The sequence below is a fragment of the Methylobacterium sp. E-016 genome (assembly GCF_022829745.1).
Classification (GTDB): Bacteria; Pseudomonadota; Alphaproteobacteria; order Rhizobiales; family Beijerinckiaceae; genus Methylobacterium.
Window position 1 is genome coordinate 130,000 of the sequence record NZ_JAKSYF010000078.1, and the last position, 22,314, is coordinate 152,313.

A 22,314-nucleotide genomic window follows, 5' to 3' on the forward strand; every position below is an offset into this window, starting at 1 on the left:
GACGCGATCTCCGACCGACGGGCACGACGACGCGGCCGACCCGCGATCCGTCGACCCTTAACGTGGCATTCAGCCTGCCCGCTTCAACGTTCTCGCACGGGAATGGTCAAGGTGCGGCGCCGCACCGTCGCGCTGCGGCGGAGACGCTAACGGAATGGTCATTCCTCAAGACCACAATTTCGACAAGACGAAACGAAGTCCTGAGGTGTTCGCGCCCGATCTGCCACCGGTGGTCGGCAATCCGGCGCGGGAGATTTGCGACGCAATCATGACCGGTTCCTGACGAGGGTGCCGCAATGATCGTGAAGCTGCCTTAGAGATGCTTCGATGTCTGGGCAAATACGCTGCGTTCCTGATCGGCCAGCCCTGGTGCCGGCCGTGGACGCCTGAACGGACGATACCGTTTCGGAAGGAAAAGAGTGAGATGGAAACCGAGGCCCTCGAACGACCCGCCGATCTGACGATCTGGCGCACCCTGCCGGCAAGCTCGCCGCTGGCGCAGCCCAAGCGCTACGGCACCCTGCGCGAGGCGATCGCCGCCGCCGCCGGCGCGCTGACCGACCCGGCCAAGCAGCCCTGGATCATCACGGACGAGGGCGAGATCCTGTCCCCGAACTGGATCCGCACCTACCTGAACTGAGACGTCGCGCCGGCCCCCCGAACGGGCGGCGCTTCCGCGACGCGACCGCGCCCGGCCCGATGCGGCGGCGCGGTCGCGCTGCCGACCGCCCACGGTGCGCGACGGTGCATAAGTCCAACGCGCCGGAGTTTTGTCGTCGGCACTTTCACAAATGTGAATGGCGATCGGCCGAGCAAACCCTAGGATGTAATCGGCTCGATGAGTTCCCCCCTCTCGTCTGGCTGGCACCGCTGGCCGGACGTTCTCCCGATCGTTCTCGCGCCGGCGGTGCCTAATTGCGATCGCGCAGCCTACTCGGCCGCATCGCGATCGTCGTCGTACCGCTCCGGATTGATCGCGTGCAGCGCACGCTTGGCCGCCTCCAGCGGGTGCTCGGACTCAATCCGCACCGAGGCGAGATCCGGGCTCTTGTAGACGGTGACGATGGTGTCCATCACCTCGGTCAGCGTGGTGCGCTTGTCCTCCGGGGCGGCGATGAGCAGCTGCAGCCCCCACGCCGCGTAGAGATCGACCAGCGCCTGGCTGTTGCGCACGTCGAGCTTCGAGAACGCCTCGTCGAGCAGGCACAGGCCGAAGCCCGGATTCTCGTCGCCTGGCCGGTCGCCCGGATAGTAGGCGCTGGCGAGCGAGGCCGCGATCGCCACGTAGAACGGCGCCTGCGCCTCGCCGCCCGATCCGCGCAGCGCCCGGCTCGACATCGTGGTGCGGTTTCCCGCCCCGTCCCGCATCCCGATCTCGTAGACGAAGTAGTTGCGGTAGTCGGCCAGGCGTGCCGCGTCCTCGGCACCGGAGATCAGGGCGGTGACCTCGGCAAGCGCAGCGGCCATCGGGCCCTCGCCGTCGTCCGGCAGCAGCGCCTGGGCCGCGTCGGGCGAGCGCGCCACCTCGGTCGCCAGCGCGTGGACGGCGGCGTAGCGGCGGTCGACCACGGCCTCGAAGGCGTAGGTCTGGCCGGTGAAGCGCTGGGTCGAGAGCCGCTCGTTGAGCGCGTCGAGCCGCGCGCGCACCCGCTCGAACTTGTCGGCGAGCCGCGTCAGCAGGTCCTCCGTCATCAGGCGGCGCATCTCGTCCGTCGCCCGCTCGGCCTGGGCGCGGTAGCGGCGCAGCTCGTGCCCCTCGACCTCGTCGTGCTCGCGCCGGACCCAGGCATAGCCCAAGGTCGCCGGCTGGTCGCCGCGGTTGCCGTCGCCGCGGCCGAGCGGGTTGTCGATCCGCCACTGGGCGCAATACTCGGCGAGGTCGCGCTCGGCCGCGCGGCCGTGCGAGCGCGCGCTCTCGGCCGCCTCCTGCGCGAGGCTGCGCTCGGCCGACGCCGCAGCCGAGATCGCCTTCGCCTCCAGCCCGGCCAATTCCGCGCGGATCGCGTGGACGGGGGCGGCCGAGAACACCTGCCCGCGCACCATGCGGATGCGCAGGCAATCCCCGCTGGCGAGCCTATGCAGGGCGCTGCGGCGGGCGGCGAAGGCGGCACGCGCCGCCTCGCGCCCGGCCCCGAGCCGCGCCTTGAGCCCGGCCTCCTCAGCGAGCAGGCCGTCGAGCTTCGGCTCCAGCACCTCGGAGAGCTCGCGCAGGTAGGCGATGCGCTCGGCGGTGAGCGCCTTGATCTCCTCGGCGAGGCCGGCGGTGTCGCGCTTCTCGATCGCCTCGCGCTCGGTGGCGAGCGTGCGCTTGCGGCCCTCGATCCCGTCGATCTCCTCGCGCAGGGCGTCGCAATCCTCGACGCCGCGGGCGATGCGCGCGCGGATCGCCGCCGCCGTCCGCGCGGCCTCGCGCAGGACCACGGCCTCGCCGCGCAGGCGCTTGGCCTCCGCCACCGCGACCTCGTGGTTGTGCCGGCCTTCGGCGGTGGGGCCGCGCTGGCCGCGCGTCATCAGCAGGTCGACCGAGCGGGTCACCGAGTAGGCCATGCCGGCGGTGGTGCGCCCGCTCGGCGCCACGGCGCGGCTCATCCGGCGCAGCTCGGCGTCGTCGCGGGCGAGATCGTAGCCGCCGAGCCGCACGCCGAGGAAGGCGGCGGCGTGCGGGTCGTCGGTCTCGATCACCGAGAGCGGGCCGTCGTCGAAGCGGCGCGCCCGCTGGCCGGCGGTGTCGGTCGTCTTCACCAGGATGCAGCGGCTGAAGCGGTCGCGGTTGCCCTGGAGCACGCCGAGCGCCTCCTCGAGCCGGTCGGGCGCGACCACGAGGGCTTCGCGCGCCCGGCCGAGCAGGCCCTCGAGCGCCGGCCCCCAATGCGGATCGACGATCTCCGCGAGCTCGCAGACCGGCACGGCATCGATGTTGCGCCGGGCCAGCTCGGCGCGGAAGGCGACCGTGTCGGAGGAGAGCCGCGCGCCGTGCCCTGCGGCCGGGGCGGGGGCCGAGCGCTCGGCCTCGCTCTCCTGCGCGCGGGCCTTCAGCGCCGTGTCCTCGGCGGCCCGGTCCAGGGCCTCGTCGAACTCGGGCAGCCGCAGCAGGCCCTCGATCAGGTCGGGGAGGGGCCCGTCGTGGCGCAGGGTCTCCTCCGGCGGGGCCTCGCGGCGCAGCCCCGAGCGGGCGCAGGCCTCGGCGAGCCGCGCGGCCTGCGGCGCCACCTGGCGCAGCACCGGCGCGACCGCCTGGAGCTTGCCCATCTGCCCGACGAGGCCGACGAGGTCGGCGACCCGGGCCGCCAGGTCCCGCCGGTCGCGCTCCAGCATCGACAGGCCGATGGTCGAGGCGGCCAGGCGCCCGTCCGTGGCGCCGCCGACGACGAGGGCCTTCTTCTCGGCGATCTCCCCGTCGATGTCGCGCACGAAGCCGCGGCTCGTGGCGACGCTCTCGCGGGCGATCCGCAGCGGCTCGGCGCCGGCGCGGAGCTTGGCCCGCACCGCCACGAGATCGTGGCAGCGGCGGCGCAGCTCGGCGCTGGCCGCCCGGGCCTCGTGGATGCCGGAGGCGAGCACCGCATCGGCCCAGGATTCGTAGCGCCCGGCGAGACGCTTCAGCCGCGCGAGCTTGACCTCCAGCTCCTCGATCGTCTCCAGCAGCCGGCGCCAATTCTCGACCGATTGCCGGACGCGCGCGACGTCGAGCGGCTCGGGGTCGAGGACGAAGCTGCGCACGAAGGCGCTCGAATCGAAGATCGGCTTGAACGCAACCGCGTTCGAGAAGGTGCGCAGGAAGTGGCGCGGGTCCGGCGCCGGCGCACCCTCGCGCAGGGTCGCCAGCACTTCCGCCGTGAAGCGCTCGCCGGAGGAGCGGAACTCCTCGAAGCGCTCGGCCCGCAGCCGCAGGTCCTTGGCGATCTCGGTCCACGGCGCGGTGAAGCTGCCCTCGGCATTGGTGCGCAGGTAGTCGCCGATCTCGAAGCGGTGCCCGGTGGCGATGAAGCGGGAGAGCACCTCCTCCTTCTGGTCGGTCGCCCGCGCGGCGAGCGCCAGCCCGAAGGAGACCGTGCGCCCGCTCTCGGCGTTCTCGAACACCAGGGCGATGACGGTCTCGCAGGCCTCGCGCGTCGGGCGCCCGCCCTCGGCTGGGTCGCTGATCCAGCCGAGGCAGTAGTCGCGCACGGTGCGTGCGCTGCGGCCCGAGGCCGAGGCGTTCAGCGCCAGCCGGCTGGCATTGTTGCCGGCCAGCACGGTGCCGACCGCATCGAAGATCGTCGACTTGCCGGCCCCCGTCGGCCCGACGAGCGCCGCCGCGCCCCGGATCCGGATCTGCTCGCGCCGGATGAGGTACCAGTTCGAAAGGGCGATGTCGGTGAGGCGGTACACCGGGGGGCGGGTCCGATCCGGGTGAGGCGGGGGCGCCCAGTTGGCCAACCGCGCGGGCAGACGCAAGGGCGCGCAGAGCACGGACGGCGGGGGCGCCGCGGGTTTTCGGTGTAGAGGGGGGCCGGAAGCCCCGCGATCCCGGGGGCGCGGGCACGGCAGCCATGATTTTGAGAACGCAGCGCACGGGTCCTCGCCGGGCCACGAGGCTCGGCGTTTCGGCCCTCGTCGGCCTCGCGCTGGCGTCGCCCGCGACGGCGTGGGTCTGCAGGCCGACCGATCGGGGGCGGGGCACCGACGTGGTGCTGCTCGCCGGGCAGTCGAACATGGTCGGGTTCGGCCTGGGCTTCGACGCCGCGCTCGACGGGACGCCCGATCCGCGCATCGGGCAGTGGAGCCAGGCCGGCGGCCGTGGCCGGATCGTGGCCGCGATCGATCCGCTCCTGCATCCGGGGGCCGCCGCGGGGCGGGTCGGCCTCGGCTTGAGCTTCGCCCGCGCTTACATCGCCGCGCGGCCGCCGGGCCGCCGGATCCTGCTCGTGCCCGTGGCCGTCGGCGGCACCGGCTTCGCCAACGGCCGCTGGAACCCCGGCGACGACCTGTTCGAGGCTGCGGTGATGCGCACCAACGCGGCGCTCGCCGCCGCGCCGAACGCCTGCCTCGCCGCGATCCTCTGGCACCAGGGCGAGGCCGACGTCGGCGCGCTGTCCGGCTCGGACTACGCCGCGCGGCTCACGCGCACCGTCGCCGCGTTCCGCGCCCGCATCGGCGGCGCGCGGAACGCGCCGTTCGTGACGGGGCGCTTCGAGCCGGAATGGGTGAAGCCGACGCCCGCGCAGACCGCGATCCTCGACGCGCTCGCGCACCTCGCCGACACGGTGCCGCGGACGGTCGACGTCTCGGCCGACGGGCTAACCGGAAACCCCGGCGACAAGATCCATTTCGACGCGGCCTCGCAGCGCATCCTCGGTCGGCGCTACTTCGAGGCTTTGCGCACGCTGCTGCCCGCGCCACGGGCGGCGAAGCCCTGACTCAGCCCTCGGCCGCCTCGGACCACGCCCGCAGGCGGTCGAGCCACGCGTCCGAGGCGAGCACCAGGATGCCGGGCAGCACGCTCACCGGGGTGACGCGCTCAGCCCTGTCGCGCTCGCCGAGCCGCAGCCCGCCGCGGCGGGCGATCAGGCGCAGGATCTCGATCAGCCGCGTCTCCTCGGGCGGATCGCTGCGGGCGGCGGTGCGGATGCGCTCGGTGACGTCGTCGGTGGTGCACTCGACGAGCCCGTCGGTGGAGACGCGGTGATCGCGCAAGCCTTCCTCGTAGATCAGGCGGAGCGCCAGCAGCACCAGGGTCTCGTCCTTGCGCAGGCGCTCGGCGACGATGTCGTGACGCGGGCCGTCCTGGGCCAGCGTGAGCGAGACCATCTGGTCGCGGTGCGACACGGTCAGCGCGTAGCCGAGGCAGGCGAAGTAGTCGGTTAAGAACGGGGCGTAGTGGCGCGCGAGCTCGTAGCTGCGGCCGATGCCGGGGGTGTTCGCGTAGATCACCTGGCCCTTCAGCAGCACCGCGAGCGCGCGGGTCAGCTCCTCCACGTCGGGCGCGCGGGCGCCGGGTGGGGGCGGCTCCTCGCCGTCGACGATGGCGCGGAACGGCTCAAGCATGCCGGTCGCCCGAGATGCGGCGGATGACGAAGTCCGGGCAGTCGAGCCAGCCGTTCGCGAGCCGGCCCTCCACGCGGGCGATCGTGTAGCGCGTGCCGAGCGCGCCCTCGAACAGCACGTCGATCTCGCGCAGGCGCTGGAACACGACGAAGGCGTCGACGTCGGCGACCGCGATCGCCGAGCCCCGCAGGGTGCCGTCGGGCCCGAGGTGGCGGTCGAGGAAGGCGGTCATCGTCTCCGCCGTGACGGTGGTGCGGCGGCGATAGGCCGCCTTCGCCTCGACGAAGGCCTCGATCGCGGGATCGATCTCGAAATCCGGCAGCGCCTCGGTCTCGATCGGGACTTTTCGCCCGCGCGGGATCGCGAGGTGCGGCGTCCCGATCGGCGGGCGCAGCAGCGAGATCGCCGGTGCCACGTCCGGTGCGACCGCCGCGGCGCCGACCGCGCGCAGGGCCGCCGCCGTGCGCTCGATCCCGGCCGAATCCGGCCGGTCCATGTAGCGGACGGCGGCCGCGATCCGGCGCTCCATCCGCGCGACCACGTCGTCGACGGCGTCGAGGTGCCGGTCGAGCCCTTCGAAGATCGACAGGATCTGGGTGAGGTCGGCGCGCACGCCGCGCTCGGCGACGCGAAGTTCCGCCGCCCTTCCCTCGCGCAGGATCGCCTCGGCGAGCGCGCGGATCAGCAGCGGATCGCGCAGCGCGCGGCCCGCCTCGCGCACGATCGCCGAGCGGAAGCGGAACGGGTTGTAGCGCGTGTGCAGCGTCCGGTAGTCGCTGATCAGGTGGCGCTCAACGAAGTCCTCGAAGTAGAGGCGGAAGGCGGCGCGCATATCCTCCTCGTGGAGAATGCGCTCCTCGATCTTGCGCATCGCGCCGGCCAGCCCGCGGACGTGCCCGAGGAAGGCCTGCGCCGCGCGGGCCGCATTGCCGAGCGCCTCGGAGCGGTCGGCCGGGTTGGTGATCGCGCTCTCCAGGCTTCCGAGCACGTCGAGGATCGCGGCACCGTAGGAGCGGGTCTCGCCGCGCTCCATCCGCGACAGCTCCTCGAGCAGCAGCCGCGCCTCGGGGTCGAAATCGACCACCGGCACGTATCGCTCGCGCCGCTCGATCAGCCAGCCGGTCTCGAGGAAGCGCCGGAACAGCGCCGAGCGCCGCTCGATCGGATCGACCGGCACCGGCTCGTCGTCGGATTGCTGGTCGAGCGCCCAGTCGGCGGAGAAGTCGCCGATGGCGGCGAGCAGCTCCGCCTTGCGCACCGGGTCGGGGCTGGTGCCCATCACCTTGCGGTGCAGGTGCAGCAGCAGCGCGGCGTTGAAGGCCCGGCTCGGCGAGGCCAGCGGCCGGAACAGGTCGTCGGGAAGCTGCGCGAACAGCATCGTCTCGAACTCCCGCTCGCGCAGCCGTCCGCGTTACTTCGCGCCGAGAAGCTCGACGTCGAAGATCAGTGTCGCGCCGGGCGGGATGATGCCGCCGGCGCCGCGGGCGCCGTAGCCGAGCTCGGCCGGGATCACCAGGGTGCGCTTGCCGCCCTGCTTCATCGTGGCGACGCCGAGGTCCCAGCCCTGGATGACCTGGCCGGCGCCGAGGGTGAAGGTGAAGGGCTGGTTGCGATCCCGCGAGGAATCGAACTTCTTGCCCTTCTTGCCGGCGTCGTCGAGCCAGCCGGTGTACTGCACGGTCACCTTCTGGCCGGCCTTCGGCTCGGGCCCGGTGCCGACGACTTCGTCCTGATACTTCAGGCCGGAGGGCAGGGTGGTGTAGTCGGCGTTGGCGGCAGCGGTCATGGCGATCAGCACGGCTCCGGCGATGGGGAGAATAAAGCGAGGCATCGTTCCTCCGTCGGGCCGAGCCTCTTTCGGGCCGCCCGTCGAGGGGCCTCTTAACAGCAGGGCCGGGGCCGAGGCCAGCCGGCGGGGCTTTTCGCCGTCGGCGCACGCCGCGATCGGGCACGGAACGCGGCTTGCGGGGCGGGAGGCGGCCCTTCGCGATTTTCGCCCGGCGCCGGTTGACGCGGCGCCAACCTTGGCGGCCCATTCCACCGCCCGGGCCGCGAGCGCGGCCTTACCAACTTTCCTCGGAGCGACGATGCGCCTGGATCGAACGGACGGCAGCCCTGGCCCGACGCAGACGGCTGGGTCGCACCGCAGGCCGGCCCGGGCGGTCGCGTCGATGCTCGCGATCCTCGCCCTCGCGATGCCGGCCCGAGCGGCCTCGATCGCGCCCGCGGTGGCCGAGCACGGCATGGTCGTGACCGCGCAGCACCTCGCGACCCAGGTCGGCGTCGACGTGCTGAAGCGCGGCGGCAATGCCGTCGATGCGGCGGTGGCCGTCGGCTACGCGCTGGCGGTGGTCTACCCGGCCGCGGGCAACCTCGGCGGCGGCGGCTTCATGACCGTCCAGCTCGCCGACGGGCGCCGGACCTTCCTCGATTTTCGCGAGAAGGCGCCCTTGGCCGCGACCCGCGACATGTACCTCGACAGGGACGGGAACGTCATCAAGGGCCTAAGCGTCAGCGGCCCCCTCGCCGTGGCGGTGCCGGGCACCGTCTCCGGCCTGGAGACGGCGCTCGAGACCTACGGGACGATGGCCCGCGCCGACCTGATCGCCCCGGCCATCGCCTACGCCGAGGGCGGTTTCGTCCTCGAGCAGGGCGACGCCGACATGTTCGCCATCGCCACCCCGGACCTGCGCAGGGATCCGGCCTCCGCCGCGATCTTCGTCGACGGCGATGCGCCGTTCCGGGCCGGCCGGACGCTCAAGCAGAAGGATCTCGCGGGAACGCTCCGGACGATCGCCGAGCACGGCGCGGCCGGCTTCTACGGCGGCCCGGTCGGCAGCGCGATCGTGGCCTCCAGCCAGGCCGGCAAGGGCCTGATCGTCCAGGCCGACCTCGACCGCTACCGCACCCGCGAGCTGAAGCCGGTCGAGTGCGACTATCGCGGCTACCGCGTGATCTCGGCTCCGCCGCCGAGTTCGGGCGGCGTCGTCATCTGCGAGATGCTGAACATCCTCGAAGGCTACCCCCTCGGCGATCTCGGCTGGGGCTCGGCGCAGGCGATCCACTACGAGATCGAGGCGATGCGGCACGCCTACGTCGACCGCAACAGCTACCTGGGCGATCCCGACTTCGTCGACAACCCGACCGCGCGCCTGACCGACAAGGCCTACGCGGCGACCATCCGGAGCGCGATCGATCCGGGCAAGGCCGGCGTGTCGAGCCGGCTCAAGCCGGGGGTGCCGCCGCACGAGGGCAGCAACACGACGCATTATTCCATCGTCGACGGCGCCGGCAACGCGGTCTCGGTGACCTACACCCTGAACGACTGGTTCGGCGCGCGCATCACCGTGCCCGGCACCGGCGTGCTGCTCAACGACGAGATGGACGACTTCACCGCCAAGGTCGGGGTCCCGAACATCTACGGGTTGGTGCAGGGCGAGGCCAACGCCATCGCGCCGGGCAAGACGCCGCTGAGCTCGATGAGCCCGACCATCGTGACCAAGGACGGCAAGCCCGTCCTCGTCACCGGCACGCCGGGCGGCAGCCGCATCCTCACCGTGGTGCTGCACAGCATCCTGAACGTCGTCGATTACGGCATGAACGTGCAGGAGGCGGCCGACGCGCCCCGCATCCACAACCAGTGGCTGCCCGACGTCACCAACGTCGAGCGGTTCGCGCTCTCGCCCGACACCCGCAGGATCCTCGAGGGCATGGGCCACCATTTCGCCGGGCCGCAGCCGGCCAACCACCTCGCCGCGATCCTGATCGGCGCGCCGGTGCTCGGCGGCAAGGCGGTCGGGGCGAACCGGTTCTACGGGGCGAACGACCCGCGCCGGAACACCGGCTTGGCGCTGGGCTACTGAGCGGCGCCCGACGCTGCCCCGTCCGCACACCGGGACCGAGAAAATCCGGCGACGTTTTCGTCGCTGGTGCGTTCCTGGAGGATGAACCCGACACCCGACGATTGGGACCAGCGCGTCGCGCACCTCTCCCAAAAGCTGCCCGCGCCGCTGCAGCGCGCCGTCGGCTGGCTGCGCGAGCCGTCGCGCCTGTGGCTGCGGGTGGGGGCCGCACTGCTGCTCATCCTCGGCGGGATCTTCTCGATCCTGCCGGTGCTCGGCCTGTGGATGCTGCCGCTCGGCCTCGCGCTTCTGGCGCAGGACGTGCCCTGGCTGAAGGTGCCGCTGGAGAAGGCCGCCCGCTGGATCGAGAGGACCTGGGCCGCCCTCGTCGCGTGGTGGCGGCGTCAGAAGCGGTAGGTCAGGTTGCCCTTGGCGCCGTGGTCCTGGGCGCGGGCGCCGATCTGCCCGGCATAGGACAGGCCGACGGTGGTCGAGGGTAGGACGATCCAGCTCAACCCGGTCTCGAGCAGCACGGCGCTGCGGTCGACCGGCGCGCCGCGGGTCAGCGCCGAGACGCCGCCGGCATTGAAGGCGAGGAGCGCGTTCGGGGTGACGTCGCCGAAGGCGCCGCGATACCCGACGAGGCCGCGCAGCAGCATCGGCAGGCCGCCGACGAAGCCATCGATCCGCGCCTCGGCCCGCACGCCCGCGGTCGCGGTGGACACGGTGGCGTCGCGCGCCGCGCCGGTGAGCGCCGCTGCGCCGCCGGTCTCGGAAAAGGCGTCCTGCCCGACGCGGATCACCGCACCGCCGGCGAAGGGCTCCAGCGTCAGGCCGGCGAGGTCCATGCGGTAGCCGATTTCGCCGAAGCCCTGCGCGACGCTGCCGCCGTAAGAGGCGCGGGCGCTGTCGCGAAAGCCGGCGAACGCGACGTCGCGCCGGGTCTCGGTGTCGCTGATGCCGTAGAGGCCGCCGATCCGCAGGTCGAGCGCGCCGAGGCCGATGCCGGCATAGACCGACCCGAACCCGGTTTGGACGTTGCCGCTCGACATGCGCAGCGGGATGTCGAGGGCGGTGTCGGTGTAGCCGGCTGCGGCGCCGACGCGGATCAGGTCGCTCGCGGCGACGTCGCCGCCGATGACGAGGCCGCCGGTGTTGCGCTGGAGGGCGGCGGCGTTGCCGTCCGAGCCGGTGCGCCCGAAGCTGCCGAAGCCCTGGCCCCACAAGCCGACGATCCGCTGGTCGAGGCCGCCGGGGCCGAGGCCCGTGCCGCATTCGGGCACGGAGTTCAGCGGCACCCGGGCGATCGGTGCACGCTCTGTCGGCAGGCCGGGCGCGGCCGGCGTGCAGGTGAGGCCGGCGCCGTCCGACCAGCGCATCCGATCGAGGATCGCCTCGCGCACCAGCCCGCCGGACTCGACGAGCGCGGTGACCGCGCTCGCGTGGACCTCGCCCGAGAGCGCGTCGAAGGCCTGCCGGGCCTGGGCGGCGGAAAGCGGGCCGACCGCGTCGTAGACCGCCTGGCCGGCACCGAGCGACTGCGCGCGCCGGCCGGCGGCGACGCCGTTCACCGTCGCGCCGGCGGTGTCGAAGCCGAGGTCGTTGCGGGTCAGGTGCAGCTGCACCGCGTCGTCCGCGTAAGTCAGCGACGGCGTCAGGAAGGCGAAGTTGGAGGTGACGGCGGCGAACTGCCCCTGCACGCCGCCCGCTGCCGTGAGGATCGTGTAGGTGGTGTTGGCGCTGTAGGCGCCTGGCTGCGCCTGCACGTCGACGAGGCCGCCGCGCAGGGTCGCGACGCCGCCCGCCGCGATCCGGTCGCTGTTGCCGGCCGCATCCGCCTTCACCTGGAAGATCGAGCCTGCCTCGAACAGCACGTTGCCGTTGGCCGACAGCGTGCCGATCCCGTCGTAGCCCGGCGCCGCACGGCCGCCGCTGCGGACGCTGAGGCCGCCGAGCGTGCCGATGCCCTCGATCGTCGCGCCGGAGGCGACGCCGACATCGGCCGCGCCGAGGTCGCCGCCGACCCGCAGGCGGCCTTCCGCCACCGTCACGCCGCCGGCGAACGGGCTGTCGCCGGTGAGGTCGAGGCGGCCGGCGCCGGTCTTCACGATGGTGCCGGTGCCGTCGATCGTGCCGGAAAACAGCGCGTCGGTGCCGTTCGAGCCGGCGGTGAGGGTGGCTCCGCCCAGCGAGACCCGACCGTCGCCGTTCAGCGCGGCGACGCTCTGGTCGTAGCCGGCGAGGTCGAAGGTCCCGGCACCGGCGACGAGGAGCGCGCTGCCCGCGGGGAGGGCGCCCGCGATGCCGGCGCGCAGGGTCCCGTTGGTGACCGAGGTGGTTCCGGCGTAGCTGTTGGCCTGGGTCAGCAGGACGGTGCCGTCGCCGCTCTTGGCGAGCGTCCCGGGGCCCGACAGCACCGCGTCCACGGTGCCGCTCTGCAGGCCGTAGATCGCGCCGCGCAGCGTGCCGTTGCGGATCGTGCCGGCGGTGAGCACCACCGGGCCGGCGCTGGAGGCGGTGCCGCCGAGATCGAGCGTTCCGCCCCCGACCACGAGGGCCGCGTCCGCCGCGCCGAGACGACCGCTCCCGGTCAGCTGCAGCGTGCCGCCATCGACGCGGGTGCCGCCGGAGAAGTCGTTGGCGCCGGACAGCGTCACGGTGCCGGCGCCGGTCTTCACCAGCGGCCCGGGGCCGGTCAGCGCGGCCTCGATGCCGCCGGACTGCACGTCGTAGACCGAGCCGCGCAGCGTCCCGTCGGCGATGGTGCCGCCGGTGAGCCGCACCAGCCCGACGGCCTGGGCCGTGCCGCCGAGGTCGAGCCGCCCGCCCGAGACCAGCAAGGCGCCGTCGGTCGCGCCGAGCGTTCCGGGCGCGGAAGTCGCGAGCGTGCCGGCCGAGAGGCTGGTGCCGCCGGCATAGGTGTTGGCGGCCGAGAGCAGGACGCGGCCGGTGCCGGCCTTCGACAGGCCGCCGGGACCGACGACCGGGCTCGCCAGCGTCGCGTCGTCCGGCCCGTCGCAGGCGAGGCCCGTCGCGGTCGCCACGCAGGCCGCACGGGCCGGATCGGGCGCCGCCATCGACGCTGCCCCGAGGATCAGCGGCAGCACCGCCGTCGTGGCGAGGAGGCGACGGCGCGGCGGGCAGGATACGAGGTGCGGCATGCGGCCCATCCGAAGGCGCGAAGAGACGATCCGGCGATCGCGCGACGGCGCGGTCGTCGGTCCGGTGCCGGGAACGACGGCACGGGGCGGCGGTGAAGACAGGGGCCAGGAGGCCGGGAAACGATTAACGCGACCTCAACCATGCCGAAGAAAAAACAATCGAGGGTTGTTTTTCGGGCTTGGCCGGACGATCCGACGGCGGCGAGGCGCGCTTAGACATCGCCGCGGGCGCGGGTTAGGAGGATCGCATCCCCAGCCGAGGCTCCATGAGCAAGCCGAAACCCCTGACCAGCGCGATCCTCGACCCGGAGAAGCGGGCCGACGACGTCGATCAGACCATCCGTCCGCTGAGCCTGTCCGAGTTCATCGGGCAGCGGGCGGCGCGCGCCAACATGGAGATCTTCATCCAGGCGGCGAAGATGACCGGCCAGGCGCTCGACCACGTCCTGTTCGTCGGGCCGCCTGGCCTCGGCAAGACCACCCTGGCGCAGATCGTGGCGCGCGAGCTCGGCGTGAACTTCCGCTCGACCTCCGGGCCGGTGATCGCCAAGGCCGGAGATCTGGCGGCCCAGCTCACCAACCTCGAAGAGCGCGACGTGCTCTTCATCGACGAGATCCACCGCCTCAACCCGGCGGTGGAGGAGATCCTCTATCCGGCGATGGAGGATTACCAGCTCGACCTGATCATCGGCGAGGGGCCGGCGGCGCGCTCGGTCAAGATCGAGCTGCCGAAGTTCACGCTCGTCGGCGCCACCACCCGCGCGGGCCTGCTGACGACGCCGCTGCGCGATCGCTTCGGCATCCCGATCCGGCTCGAATTCTACGACATCGACGAGCTGCAGCTCATCGTCAGCCGCGGCGCGCGGGTGCTCGGGCTCGGCATGTCCGACGACGGCGCGAACGAGATCGCCCAGCGGGCCCGCGGGACCCCGCGCATCGCCGGCCGCCTACTGCGGCGGGTGCGCGACTTCGCCGTCGTCGCCGAGGCGCCGACCGTGACGCGGGCGATCGCCGACCGGGCGCTGAAGCTGCTCGACGTCGATCCCGTCGGCCTCGACGTGATGGACCGAAAGTACCTCACGATGATCGCGAAATCCTTCGGCGGCGGCCCCGTCGGGATCGAGACCATCGCGGCCGCGCTCTCGGAGCCCCGCGACGCGATCGAGGACATCATCGAGCCCTACCTGATCCAGCAAGGTTTCGTGATGCGCACGCCGCGCGGGCGGGTGCTGACGCAGCATGCCTTCAAGCACATGGGTTTCGCGATGCCCAAGCGCGACCCGATCACGCAGATCGGTCTCTTCGTCGAGGACGAGCCCGAGACCTAGTCCGTGCCGTCGCATTGCCGAAGCGACCGTCCGAGGACGGGACACGAAGTCGCGTTTCATCGAGTTCCGCCGCGGCGCAACGCCGTCGACGCATGCCGTTCCACCGGTTCAGCTATGCCATGTCGGCATAGGACGCGGTTCGGAAACTTGTCACATGCCACCGCCATAAACCAAACAAGGCATTGCGAATAATCAGAAAATCGATGTTCCGCGTACCGCTTCACAACGCCGCGATGGCTCGGTTCGTCGGCTCAGCATGTGCCGGAAGCGTGGCTACGTAGTTCGCACGTGCGGAACGAGCGGCGATCCGACCCGTTGTGCCCGCAATCGCCCGGGGCCTCGACGCACCGGCGAACCACAAAGGATCGTTCTCCTATGAAGCGTACCGCCACCCTCGCCGTTCTCGGTCTCTCGCTCGCCGCGCTGACCGTCCCCGCCTTCGCCCAGGACGCCCTTCCCATCCGCGTCTCGCCGTTCGAGCGCGGCGTCGGCGCCGCCGGCACCGACACTCCCGAGTTCCGCGCCGAGGCCCTTCGCTCGGATGCCGTGAGCATCGAGTCGAGCCGCATCGCCCTGGAGCGTTCGCGCAACCCGCAGGTCCGGAACTACGCCAACCGCGTGATCACCGAGCGTGAGGCCACCACCAAGGCGCTCCTGCCCGAGGGCACGTCGCTGTCCTCCGGCGGCACCGTCGTCTCGGATCGCCAGGGCTTCGACACCCGCATCGACAACCCGGTGGGCCTCGTGCTCGCCCCGGTGACCATCGCCGCCAACCTCGGCACCAGCATCGTCGGCGGCGTCCTCGGCGGCGTCGGCATCATCGACAACAGCCCGACCGAGCCCGGCCGTCGCGTCGCGATCGGCCCGAACGGCCAGAACCGGATCGAGCGCCTGAAGTCGGCCCGCAACGGCCGCGACTTCGACCGCACCTATATCGATCAGCAGGCCCGCTCGGACGCCCGCACCCTCGAGCTCTACGAGACCTACTCGCGCAACGGCGACAACGCCGCCGGCCGCCAGTTCGCCAACGAGGCGCTGCCCTACATCGCCAACGAGCACGGCCACTCGGCCTCGCTCGCCAACCGCATCGGCGGCTGATCCCGCTTCGGCATCGTCGAAACGGATTCACTGACGGAAGGGCCGCCCTGCGAGGGGCGGCCTTTTCGCGTTCGCGAGGGCCTCGTCTACTCCCTCCGCCCGCCATGCCGTCGCCATGTCTGCCCGTCATCCCGGAGCCGCGCGGCCCCGCGATGACGGGAGGGTGGGGACGGACCCTCGTCCGATCCGTGCCCGACGGGACGTCGGCCCTTGCCACCGTCCCGCACCGCCCTGCGGCAGCAGAAGGACCATCGAACCCGTGACGTCATCGATCGATGCCCAAGCGCTGCCGGTGCGCGTCTACTACGAGGACACCGACTTCTCGGGCTTCGTCTACCACGCGAGCTACCTGCGCTTCATGGAGCGCGGGCGCACCGAGCTGCTGCGCGGGCTCGCGGGCGACCAGTCCGAGCTGCACCGGGAGGCGGACGGCCTCGTCTTCGTCGTGCGCCGCATGGAGATCGATTACCTGAAGCCGGCGCGGATGGACGACGTGCTCTCCATCGTCACCAGCACGCGCGAATTGCGCGGTGCCTCGATGCACTTGCACCAGGAGGTCTGCCGGGACGGCGTGGTCCTCGTCCGCGCCGAGGTGGTGGTCGCCTGCGTCCGCGCGGGCCGGGCGATCCGGCTGCCCGACGCCCTGCGCCGCGCTCTGGCTCCGGCAACCCTTCCTTAACCAACCCGCCCGCTTATGCGGTGGGAAAGCGACGCCCCGCGTGCACCGCACCCGGCCCTTACTTTCGACAGATTCGAACGCGATTCCCTTTGAATTCGCTCGATGATTTCGGATGGAGCGCGCTGGCCCGCCGGGTCGTCGCGCCGCCGCCGTCGAGACGTCCGAGGACCAAAGCCCATGAACCCCGCAGATGCGATGCAGGCCGCGCCCGTCGCCGACATGACGCTGCTCGGGCTGTTCCTCCAGGCCCACATCGTCGTCAAGTTCGTGATGATCGGGCTGCTCGGCTCCTCGATCTGGTGCTGGGCGATCATCGTCGACAAGACGCTGCTGTTCCGGCGCACCAAGGACGAGATGGATGCGTTCGAGGACGCGTTCTGGTCCGGCCGGTCCCTCGAGGAGCTGTATCGCTCCTTCAACGACCGCCCGGCCACCGGCCTCGCCGCGCTGTTCGTCGCCGCCATGCGCGAGTGGAAGCGCTCGTTCGAGGGCACCGGCCGGCAGATCCAGTCGCTGTCGCAGCGCATCGACAAGGTGCTGGACGTGACGATCCAGCGCGAGGTCGGGCGCCTCGAGGGCCGCCTGCTGTTCCTCGCCTCGATCGGCTCGGCTGGCCCCTATATCGGCTTGTTCGGCACGGTCTGGGGCATCATGACCGCGTTCACCTCGATCGCGGCCTCGAAGAACACCTCGCTCGCCGTCGTGGCGCCGGGCATCGCCGAGGCGCTGTTCGCCACCGCCATCGGCCTGTTCGCGGCGATCCCCGCCGTGCTCGCCTACAACAAGCTCCAGGCCACGGTCGCCAAGCAGCAGTCGCGCCTGGAAGGCTTCGCCGACGAGTTCTCCGCCATCCTGTCGCGCCAGATCGACGAGCGCCTGTCGCTCGCCGCCTGACCGAAATCCGCGAAGGGATCGACACATGAGCATGGCGGCGGGCGCGCAGGGCGGCGGCAAGCGACGGCGGCGGGGACGCCGCGGCGGCGGCCCCATCAACGAGATCAACATGACGCCGTTCATCGACGTCGTGCTGGTGCTGCTGATCATCTTCATGGTGGCGGCCCCAATGATGACGGTGGGCGTGCCCCTCGACCTGCCGCAATCCAAGGCCTCGCCGCTGAACTCGGACACCAAGCCGGTGACGCTGTCGATCCGCCAGTCGGGACAGGTCTTCCTCGGCGAGGACGAGCTGACCGACGACACCATCATCCCGAAGCTGACCCAGGAGGCCAAGTCCGGCTTCGAGGAGCGCGTCTTCGTGCGCGGCGACAAGCGGGTCGATTACGGCCGCGTCGCCCAGGTGATGGCGATCGTCACCGGCGGCGGCTTCAAGAAGGTGGCGCTCGTCACCGAGCCCGAGCAGCGGTAGCAGACCTGTGAGGCTTCCCTCCTTCCGCAGCGAACCGGGCTTCTGGGTCTCGGCCGGCACCCATGTCGGGCTGCTGGTCTTCGCCCTGTTCAGCGTCGCCGCGCCCGCGCTTCCAGAGGCGCAGGAGGGCGTGCCCGTCGAGGTGATCACCGAGAACCAGTTCTCGGAGCTGACCAAGGGCGAGCGCAACGCCGAGAAGCCGCTGTCGGACGCCAAGCCGCGGGCCGACAAGAAGGCCGAGAAGTTCGAGGAGAAGGAGCCGGAGAACGCCAAGGTCGATTCTCCGACCGCGCCGACGCGCACCAGCGACATGAAGCTCGCCAACGCCGACGAGATGCCGCTGCGCGTCAACGAGCCCGATCCCGCCGCCGAGACGGCGAAGGCCGCCAAGATGGCCAAGGAAAAGGCGGACGCCGAGAAGGTCGAAGCCGCCAAGGCCGAGGCCAAGGCGGAAGCGGCCAAGGCCGCGGCCGCCGAGAAGGCCGCCGCCGCGAAGGCCGAAGCGAAGGCCGCCGCCGAGGCCGCCAAGGCCGAAGCCGTGAAGCGCGAGCAGCTCGCCAAGCTGGTCGAGCGCGAGGAGGCCGAGGCGGCGGCCGCGGAAGCCAAGGCGAAGGCCGAAGCGAAGGCCAAGGCGGACGCGGCCAAGGAAGCCGCGAAGGCCGCCGAGAAGGCGGCGGCCGTCAAGGCCGAAGCCAAGGCGAAGGCGGAAGCCGAGGCCGAGCGCCAGAAGGAGATCGCCGAGGCCAAGGCCGAGGAGGCCAAGGAGAAGGCGGAGGCCGCCGCCGCGGCGAAGGCCGAGGCCGCCGCCAAGGCGAAGGCGAAGGCCGTCGCCGACGCGAGGGCCAAGGCCGACGCCGAGGCGAAGGCGCGCAAGCAGGCCGAGCTGGCCGCCAAGTTCAATGCCGGCGACATCAAGTCGATCCTGGCCTCGAAGGCGCCGTCGCAATCCACCGGCGCCACCGGCCACGAGGTCCAGCGCACGGCCTCGCTCGGCGCCGCCACCGGCACCGCTCAGCGCCTGTCGCCGTCGCTGCGCGACGCGCTCGTCGGCATGCTGCAGCAGCAGATCGAGCGCTGCTACTCGGCGCCCCCGGGCGCCGCCCAGGGGGTGGTGCTGCCGGTGCTCGACATCCGCCTGAACGCCGACGGCTCGCTCTCGACCGAGCCGCGGATCATGCGCGGCGGATCGAGCTCGGTCGACCAGTCGATCGCACAGGCGGCGTTGCGTGCGGTGCGCCGCTGCGCGCCCTACAAGATCCCGGCGCAGTACCAGCCCTATTACAACGACTGGAAGGCGATCAACGCGGAGTTCGAGTTCACCGCGACCTGACCGCCGACGCCGCCTTGACGACCTGACGCCAGGACCTCGCCGGCACCCGTTCCAACGCTCCCGGACCAGACCCATGCTGCATCGATCGCTCACCCGGGCCCGGCACGTGCCCGCCGCCCTCTATGGCCTCGCGCTGCTGCTGCTGGCGACGCTCGGCCTCGCCGCGCCGGCGCAGGCCCAGCTTCAGCTCCGCATCGGCGGCGGCGCGTTCCAGCCGATGCCGATCGCGGTGACCGACTTCTCGGGCGACCCGAACCTCGGCGGCCTCGTCTCGAGCGTGGTGACGAACGACCTGCGCCGTTCGGGCTACTTCCTGCCGCTGGAGAAGGGCCGCTTCCCGGAATCGCCGAACTTCGATGCCGCCCCCGGCTTCGAGAAGTGGCGCGCCGCGGGCGTGCAGGGCCTCGTCACCGGCCGCGTCTCGCGCGACGGCTCCGGCCGGCTGAAGGTCGAGTTCCGCCTGTGGGACGTCACCTCGGGCCAGCAGATCACCGGCCAGCAATACGGCACCGACGCCGCCAACGCGCGCCGCGCCGGCCACCTGATCTCGGACAGCGTCTACACCAAGATCACCGGTCTCGGTCCGTGGTTCGACAGCCGCATCGCCTTCGTCGACGAGTCCGGCCCGAAGGAGAACCGCCGCAAGCGCCTGATGGTGATGGACCAGGACGGCGCCAACGTCCGCGCGCTCACCACCGGCGAGAACGCCATCGTCGCGCCGCGCTACTCGCCCGCGACGCAGGACATCGCCTTCATGGCCCAGGCTACCGGCCACCAGCCGCGGGTGCAGGTGATCAACCTCGAGACCGGTAGCCGGACGGCGATGGGCAACTTCGACTCGATGAGCGCGAGCCCGCGCTTCTCGCCCGACGGCCGCCGCCTCGTGATGAGCGTGCAGCAGGGCGGCAACGCCGACATCGTCACCATGGACATCGCCTCGAAGGCGCAGCATTCGATCACCAACGGCAACGCGATCGACACCTCGCCGACCTACTCGCCGGACGGCAGCCAGATCGTGTTCGAATCCGACCGCGGCGGCTCGCAGCAGGTCTACGTGATGGGCGCCGACGGCTCGAACCCGCACCGGATCTCGTTCGGCGAAGGCTCGGCCTCGCAGCCGGCCTGGTCGCCGCGCGGGGACCTGATCGCCTTCACCCGCCAGCGCAAGGGCGGCTTCGCGATCTGCGTGATGAAGCCCGACGGCTCGGGCGAGCGCGTGCTCACCGAGGGCTTTCACAACGAGGGCCCGACCTTCGCGCCGAACGGGCAGTACGTGCTGTTCTTCCGCGACCCCGGCGGCCAGGGCGGCGGCAAGCTCTACATGGTCGACATCACCGGCAAGGTGGAGGCGCCGGTCCCGACGCCGTCCTACGCCTCGGACCCGACCTGGTCGCCGCTGCTCTCGGGGAAGTAGGCCTCGGCACCGGGGCCACCTACAGGTCGGGCTCGAACATCGCCCCGACCCTCCATCGAGGGGGCGTCCCGGGCAAGCGCCCCTGCGCGATCGCGCAGCGCGGCGCGTTCGGCGTGGCCGGCATCGCGCCGCCGCGGGACCGGATCGAAAGTCAGCGGCGTCGCTCGCTAGGCGAGGTCGATCGGTTCGCAGCTCTCCGTCCGACGGGCTCGATCGACGGTCGAATGCCTGATCAACCTGCCATCATCCCTTCGCGGCGCCTGAACGCATGCAGAAGGGATAATCGGTCGCGCGGCAGCGTCGAGGACGCGACGTGACGGGCGTCGTCCGTTCCAGGACCCCGATCCGTCGACGGCCGCACGACGGGTCCGCCTCAGCCCCGCTTCTGCGCCTTCGTGTAGCTGCCGATCGCGGCTTGGCAGTTCGGCGACAGGCTGGCGCGGTTCTGCTTGAAGCAGGCATGCACCTCGGGGCTGTCGGGGGCGAACTCGCTGCACAGGGCGAGGTAGTCGCCGGTGCAGTTCTGCTTCAGCGCGGCGCGGTCGGGCACGGCCGACGCGTTCGGCGCGGCGAGCGCGGCGGTGGTGGTGAGGGCGAACGCGACGACGGTACGGACGAGCAAGGTCTTCTTCCTCCACGAACCCGGACCAGCCGGGCGGCCGTCCGTAGAGCAGCGCATCCTGGCCGGAATGGGTTAGCTTGGCCGTTTGCCGACGGTCGCCGGCCTCACCCCTCGCGCAGCAGGCGGTCGCGGGCCCGCAGGGCCGGGAAGATCCGGCCCCACAGCACCGCGACGAGCACCGTCGCGGCGCCGCCGACGACCACCGCCGGCACCGCGCCGATGAGCGCCGCGACCGAGCCGGACTCGAACTCGCCGAGCTCGTTCGAGGCGCCGATGAAGACGGTGTTCACGGCCGAGACCCGGCCGCGCATCGCGTCCGGCGTCTCGCCCTGCACGAAGGTCTGGCGGACGTAGACGCTGATCATGTCGGCCGCGCCCGTGACGAACAGGCAGGCCATCGACAGCGGCAGCGAGGTCGAGAGCCCGAACACGATGATGGCGAGGCCGAACACCGCCACGGCGCGCAGCATCCGCACGCCCGCATGGCGCCGCAGCGGCCGGTAGGCGAGCACGATCGCCGTCAGCACGGCGCCGGCGGCCGGCATGCTGCGCAGCGCGCCGAGGCCGAGCGGGCCAACATGCAGCACTTCGGCGGCGAAGATCGGCAGCAGGGCGGTGGCGCCCCCGAGCAGCACCGCGAACAGGTCGAGGCTGATCGCGCCGAGCACCACCGGGTGCGCGCGGATGTAGCCGATCCCGGCCGACAGCGTCGCCCAGGTCACCGGCGGCCGCTCCGTGACCGCCGCCGGCCGATAGCGGATCGCCGTGGTCGCGAGCGCCGCCAGCGCGAAGCTGGCCGACGCCGAGCCGAACACGACCATCGGCCCGAGCGCGTAGAGGAAGCCCCCGAAAGCCGGCCCGAGCACCGACGCGCTCTGCCAGAGCGAGGCGTTCCAGGCGATCGCGGCGCCGAAGAGGTCGCACGGCACCAGCGTCGGCAGCAGCGCCTGCAGGGCGGGGTTGGCGAAGGCGCGCGCCGTCCCGATCAGCACGACGAGCCCGTAGACCGGCCACACCGCGCTCGCGCCGCTCCAGGCATAGGCGAGAAGCGCCGCGCTCGTCGCCGCCTGCACCGCGAAGGCCGCCGCCGCCACGAGGCGGCGGTCGTAGGTGTCGGCGACGTGCCCGGTGATCAGCGCGGCGAGCATCGCCGGCAGGAAGCCCGCCAGGCCGACGAGCCCGAGCGCCCAGGCCGAGCGGGTCAGGTCGTAGACGAACCAGCCGACGGCCACGGCCTGCATCTGGTAGGCGAGACCGGTCAGGAAACGGGAGATCCCGAACAGGCGGAAATCGCCGTTGCGGAAGACGGTCCAGCCGGAATGCGCGTGCTCGGGCATCGCCAGCGTCGTGGCGGCCGAACGAGGCCCGGTCAAGCTGGGGCCGGACCGAGCGCAGGGCGTTCGCCGGCGCCGCGCGATCGGTCGGATGCGTCCGGAACGCCCGATCC

19 protein-coding genes are annotated in these 22,314 nt (G+C 72.0%); 12 read left to right on the top strand and 7 right to left on the bottom strand.

Going from position 1 to position 22,314, the window contains the following annotated elements:
• Positions 1-154: 154 nt before the first annotated feature.
• Together MKK68_RS29435 and MKK68_RS08800 are read left to right on the top strand one after the other, a co-directional pair.
• Positions 155-283: a hypothetical protein gene (locus MKK68_RS29435; protein ID WP_279605269.1), complete on the top strand. Its 129-nt coding sequence runs from the start codon at positions 155-157 to the stop codon at positions 281-283.
• A 141-nt stretch (positions 284-424) separates the two neighbouring features.
• Positions 425-640 (top strand): hypothetical protein, encoded by a 216-nt coding sequence (locus MKK68_RS08800; protein WP_147729791.1) that lies wholly within the window; start codon positions 425-427, stop codon positions 638-640.
• Positions 641-930: 290 nt separating this feature from the next.
• On the opposite strand, the gene MKK68_RS08805 is transcribed toward MKK68_RS08800, so the two are convergent.
• Entirely contained in the window at positions 931-4,371 is a 3,441-nt protein-coding gene (locus tag MKK68_RS08805; RefSeq protein ID WP_244029898.1) for an SbcC/MukB-like Walker B domain-containing protein, read from the bottom strand.
• A gap of 161 nt (positions 4,372-4,532) precedes the next feature.
• Between MKK68_RS08805 and MKK68_RS08810 the strand changes: the two genes are divergently transcribed.
• Entirely contained in the window at positions 4,533-5,399 is an 867-nt protein-coding gene (locus tag MKK68_RS08810; RefSeq protein ID WP_244029900.1) for a sialate O-acetylesterase, read from the top strand.
• 1 nt (position 5,400) lies between these two features.
• On the opposite strand, the gene MKK68_RS08815 is transcribed toward MKK68_RS08810, so the two are convergent.
• The 3 genes from MKK68_RS08815 to MKK68_RS08825 are packed head-to-tail and all read right to left on the bottom strand — an operon-like array spanning position 5,401 to position 7,858.
• Positions 5,401-6,027: a DUF4194 domain-containing protein gene (locus MKK68_RS08815; protein WP_244029901.1), complete on the bottom strand. Its 627-nt coding sequence runs from the start codon at positions 6,025-6,027 to the stop codon at positions 5,401-5,403.
• Complete coding sequence (locus tag MKK68_RS08820) at positions 6,020-7,405, bottom strand: Wadjet anti-phage system protein JetA family protein (protein ID WP_244029903.1); 1,386 nt, start codon at positions 7,403-7,405, stop codon at positions 6,020-6,022. Before MKK68_RS08820 ends, MKK68_RS08815 begins: the two co-directional genes overlap by 8 nt.
• Positions 7,406-7,438: 33 nt before the next feature.
• Positions 7,439-7,858, bottom strand: a complete 420-nt coding sequence (locus MKK68_RS08825; RefSeq protein WP_147728502.1) for an FKBP-type peptidyl-prolyl cis-trans isomerase — start codon at positions 7,856-7,858, stop codon at positions 7,439-7,441.
• Positions 7,859-8,198: 340 nt separating this feature from the next.
• Between MKK68_RS08825 and ggt the strand changes: the two genes are divergently transcribed.
• Positions 8,199-9,890: a gamma-glutamyltransferase gene (gene ggt, locus MKK68_RS08830; protein ID WP_409567202.1), complete on the top strand. Its 1,692-nt coding sequence runs from the start codon at positions 8,199-8,201 to the stop codon at positions 9,888-9,890.
• A gap of 81 nt (positions 9,891-9,971) precedes the next feature.
• Positions 9,972-10,286 carry a hypothetical protein gene (locus MKK68_RS08835; protein ID WP_147728504.1) on the top strand — a complete coding sequence of 105 codons (315 nt, stop codon included), beginning with the start codon at positions 9,972-9,974 and terminating at the stop codon, positions 10,284-10,286.
• Here the strand turns inward: MKK68_RS08835 and MKK68_RS08840 are convergent.
• Positions 10,274-13,030 carry an autotransporter domain-containing protein gene (locus MKK68_RS08840; RefSeq protein WP_244029905.1) on the bottom strand — a complete coding sequence of 919 codons (2,757 nt, stop codon included), beginning with the start codon at positions 13,028-13,030 and terminating at the stop codon, positions 10,274-10,276. The two genes, MKK68_RS08835 and MKK68_RS08840, sit on opposite strands and share 13 nt — an antisense overlap.
• A gap of 266 nt (positions 13,031-13,296) precedes the next feature.
• Here MKK68_RS08840 and ruvB point away from each other — a divergent pair, with 266 nt between their 5' ends.
• The 7 genes from ruvB to tolB all read left to right on the top strand — a co-directional run bounded on the left by ruvB (position 13,297) and on the right by tolB (position 20,245).
• Positions 13,297-14,358, top strand: a complete 1,062-nt coding sequence (ruvB, locus tag MKK68_RS08845) for a Holliday junction branch migration DNA helicase RuvB (RefSeq protein ID WP_244029907.1) — start codon at positions 13,297-13,299, stop codon at positions 14,356-14,358.
• Positions 14,359-14,733: 375 nt separating this feature from the next.
• A complete protein-coding gene (locus MKK68_RS08850) occupies positions 14,734-15,456 on the top strand; it encodes a DUF4142 domain-containing protein (protein ID WP_244029909.1) in 723 nt (240 codons plus the stop codon).
• 259 nt (positions 15,457-15,715) lie between these two features.
• Positions 15,716-16,135: a tol-pal system-associated acyl-CoA thioesterase gene (ybgC, locus tag MKK68_RS08855; protein WP_409566002.1), complete on the top strand. Its 420-nt coding sequence runs from the start codon at positions 15,716-15,718 to the stop codon at positions 16,133-16,135.
• Positions 16,136-16,312: 177 nt separating this feature from the next.
• Positions 16,313-17,029, top strand: a complete 717-nt coding sequence (gene tolQ, locus MKK68_RS08860; RefSeq protein WP_244029911.1) for a protein TolQ — start codon at positions 16,313-16,315, stop codon at positions 17,027-17,029.
• A 25-nt stretch (positions 17,030-17,054) separates the two neighbouring features.
• Positions 17,055-17,501 (top strand): ExbD/TolR family protein, encoded by a 447-nt coding sequence (locus MKK68_RS08865; RefSeq protein ID WP_187274707.1) that lies wholly within the window; start codon positions 17,055-17,057, stop codon positions 17,499-17,501.
• A gap of 7 nt (positions 17,502-17,508) precedes the next feature.
• Entirely contained in the window at positions 17,509-18,831 is a 1,323-nt protein-coding gene (gene tolA / locus MKK68_RS08870) for a cell envelope integrity protein TolA (RefSeq protein WP_244029913.1), read from the top strand.
• A gap of 73 nt (positions 18,832-18,904) precedes the next feature.
• Positions 18,905-20,245 (top strand): Tol-Pal system beta propeller repeat protein TolB, encoded by a 1,341-nt coding sequence (tolB, locus tag MKK68_RS08875; RefSeq protein WP_243933032.1) that lies wholly within the window; start codon positions 18,905-18,907, stop codon positions 20,243-20,245.
• Between the two features lie 373 nt (positions 20,246-20,618).
• Here the strand turns inward: tolB and MKK68_RS08880 are convergent, their stop codons facing one another.
• Together MKK68_RS08880 and MKK68_RS08885 are read right to left on the bottom strand one after the other, a co-directional pair.
• The gene (locus MKK68_RS08880; protein ID WP_147726879.1) at positions 20,619-20,867 is read right to left on the bottom strand and encodes a hypothetical protein; all 249 of its coding nucleotides are present in this window, start codon (positions 20,865-20,867) and stop codon (positions 20,619-20,621) included.
• A gap of 104 nt (positions 20,868-20,971) precedes the next feature.
• A complete protein-coding gene (locus tag MKK68_RS08885; protein ID WP_244029936.1) occupies positions 20,972-22,204 on the bottom strand; it encodes an MFS transporter in 1,233 nt (410 codons plus the stop codon).
• Positions 22,205-22,314: the final 110 nt, after the last annotated feature.

What these genes read in the sequence shown, in the direction of transcription:
- MKK68_RS29435 (WP_279605269.1), top strand. Translation starts at nt 155, where the DNA reads ATGGTCATTCCTCAAGACCACAATTTCGACAAGACGAAACGAAGTCCT.
- MKK68_RS08800 (WP_147729791.1), top strand. Translation starts at nt 425, where the DNA reads ATGGAAACCGAGGCCCTCGAACGACCCGCCGATCTGACGATCTGGCGC.
- MKK68_RS08810 (WP_244029900.1), top strand. Translation starts at nt 4,533, where the DNA reads ATGATTTTGAGAACGCAGCGCACGGGTCCTCGCCGGGCCACGAGGCTC.
- MKK68_RS08815 (WP_244029901.1), bottom strand. Translation starts at nt 6,027, where the DNA reads ATGCTTGAGCCGTTCCGCGCCATCGTCGACGGCGAGGAGCCGCCCCCA.
- MKK68_RS08820 (WP_244029903.1), bottom strand. Translation starts at nt 7,405, where the DNA reads ATGCTGTTCGCGCAGCTTCCCGACGACCTGTTCCGGCCGCTGGCCTCG.
- MKK68_RS08825 (WP_147728502.1), bottom strand. Translation starts at nt 7,858, where the DNA reads ATGCCTCGCTTTATTCTCCCCATCGCCGGAGCCGTGCTGATCGCCATG.
- ggt (WP_409567202.1), top strand. Translation starts at nt 8,199, where the DNA reads ATGCTCGCGATCCTCGCCCTCGCGATGCCGGCCCGAGCGGCCTCGATC.
- MKK68_RS08835 (WP_147728504.1), top strand. Translation starts at nt 9,972, where the DNA reads ATGAACCCGACACCCGACGATTGGGACCAGCGCGTCGCGCACCTCTCC.
- MKK68_RS08840 (WP_244029905.1), bottom strand. Translation starts at nt 13,030, where the DNA reads ATGCCGCACCTCGTATCCTGCCCGCCGCGCCGTCGCCTCCTCGCCACG.
- ruvB (WP_244029907.1), top strand. Translation starts at nt 13,297, where the DNA reads ATGAGCAAGCCGAAACCCCTGACCAGCGCGATCCTCGACCCGGAGAAG.
- MKK68_RS08850 (WP_244029909.1), top strand. Translation starts at nt 14,734, where the DNA reads ATGAAGCGTACCGCCACCCTCGCCGTTCTCGGTCTCTCGCTCGCCGCG.
- tolQ (WP_244029911.1), top strand. Translation starts at nt 16,313, where the DNA reads ATGAACCCCGCAGATGCGATGCAGGCCGCGCCCGTCGCCGACATGACG.
- MKK68_RS08865 (WP_187274707.1), top strand. Translation starts at nt 17,055, where the DNA reads ATGAGCATGGCGGCGGGCGCGCAGGGCGGCGGCAAGCGACGGCGGCGG.
- tolB (WP_243933032.1), top strand. Translation starts at nt 18,905, where the DNA reads ATGCTGCATCGATCGCTCACCCGGGCCCGGCACGTGCCCGCCGCCCTC.
- MKK68_RS08885 (WP_244029936.1), bottom strand. Translation starts at nt 22,204, where the DNA reads ATGCCCGAGCACGCGCATTCCGGCTGGACCGTCTTCCGCAACGGCGAT.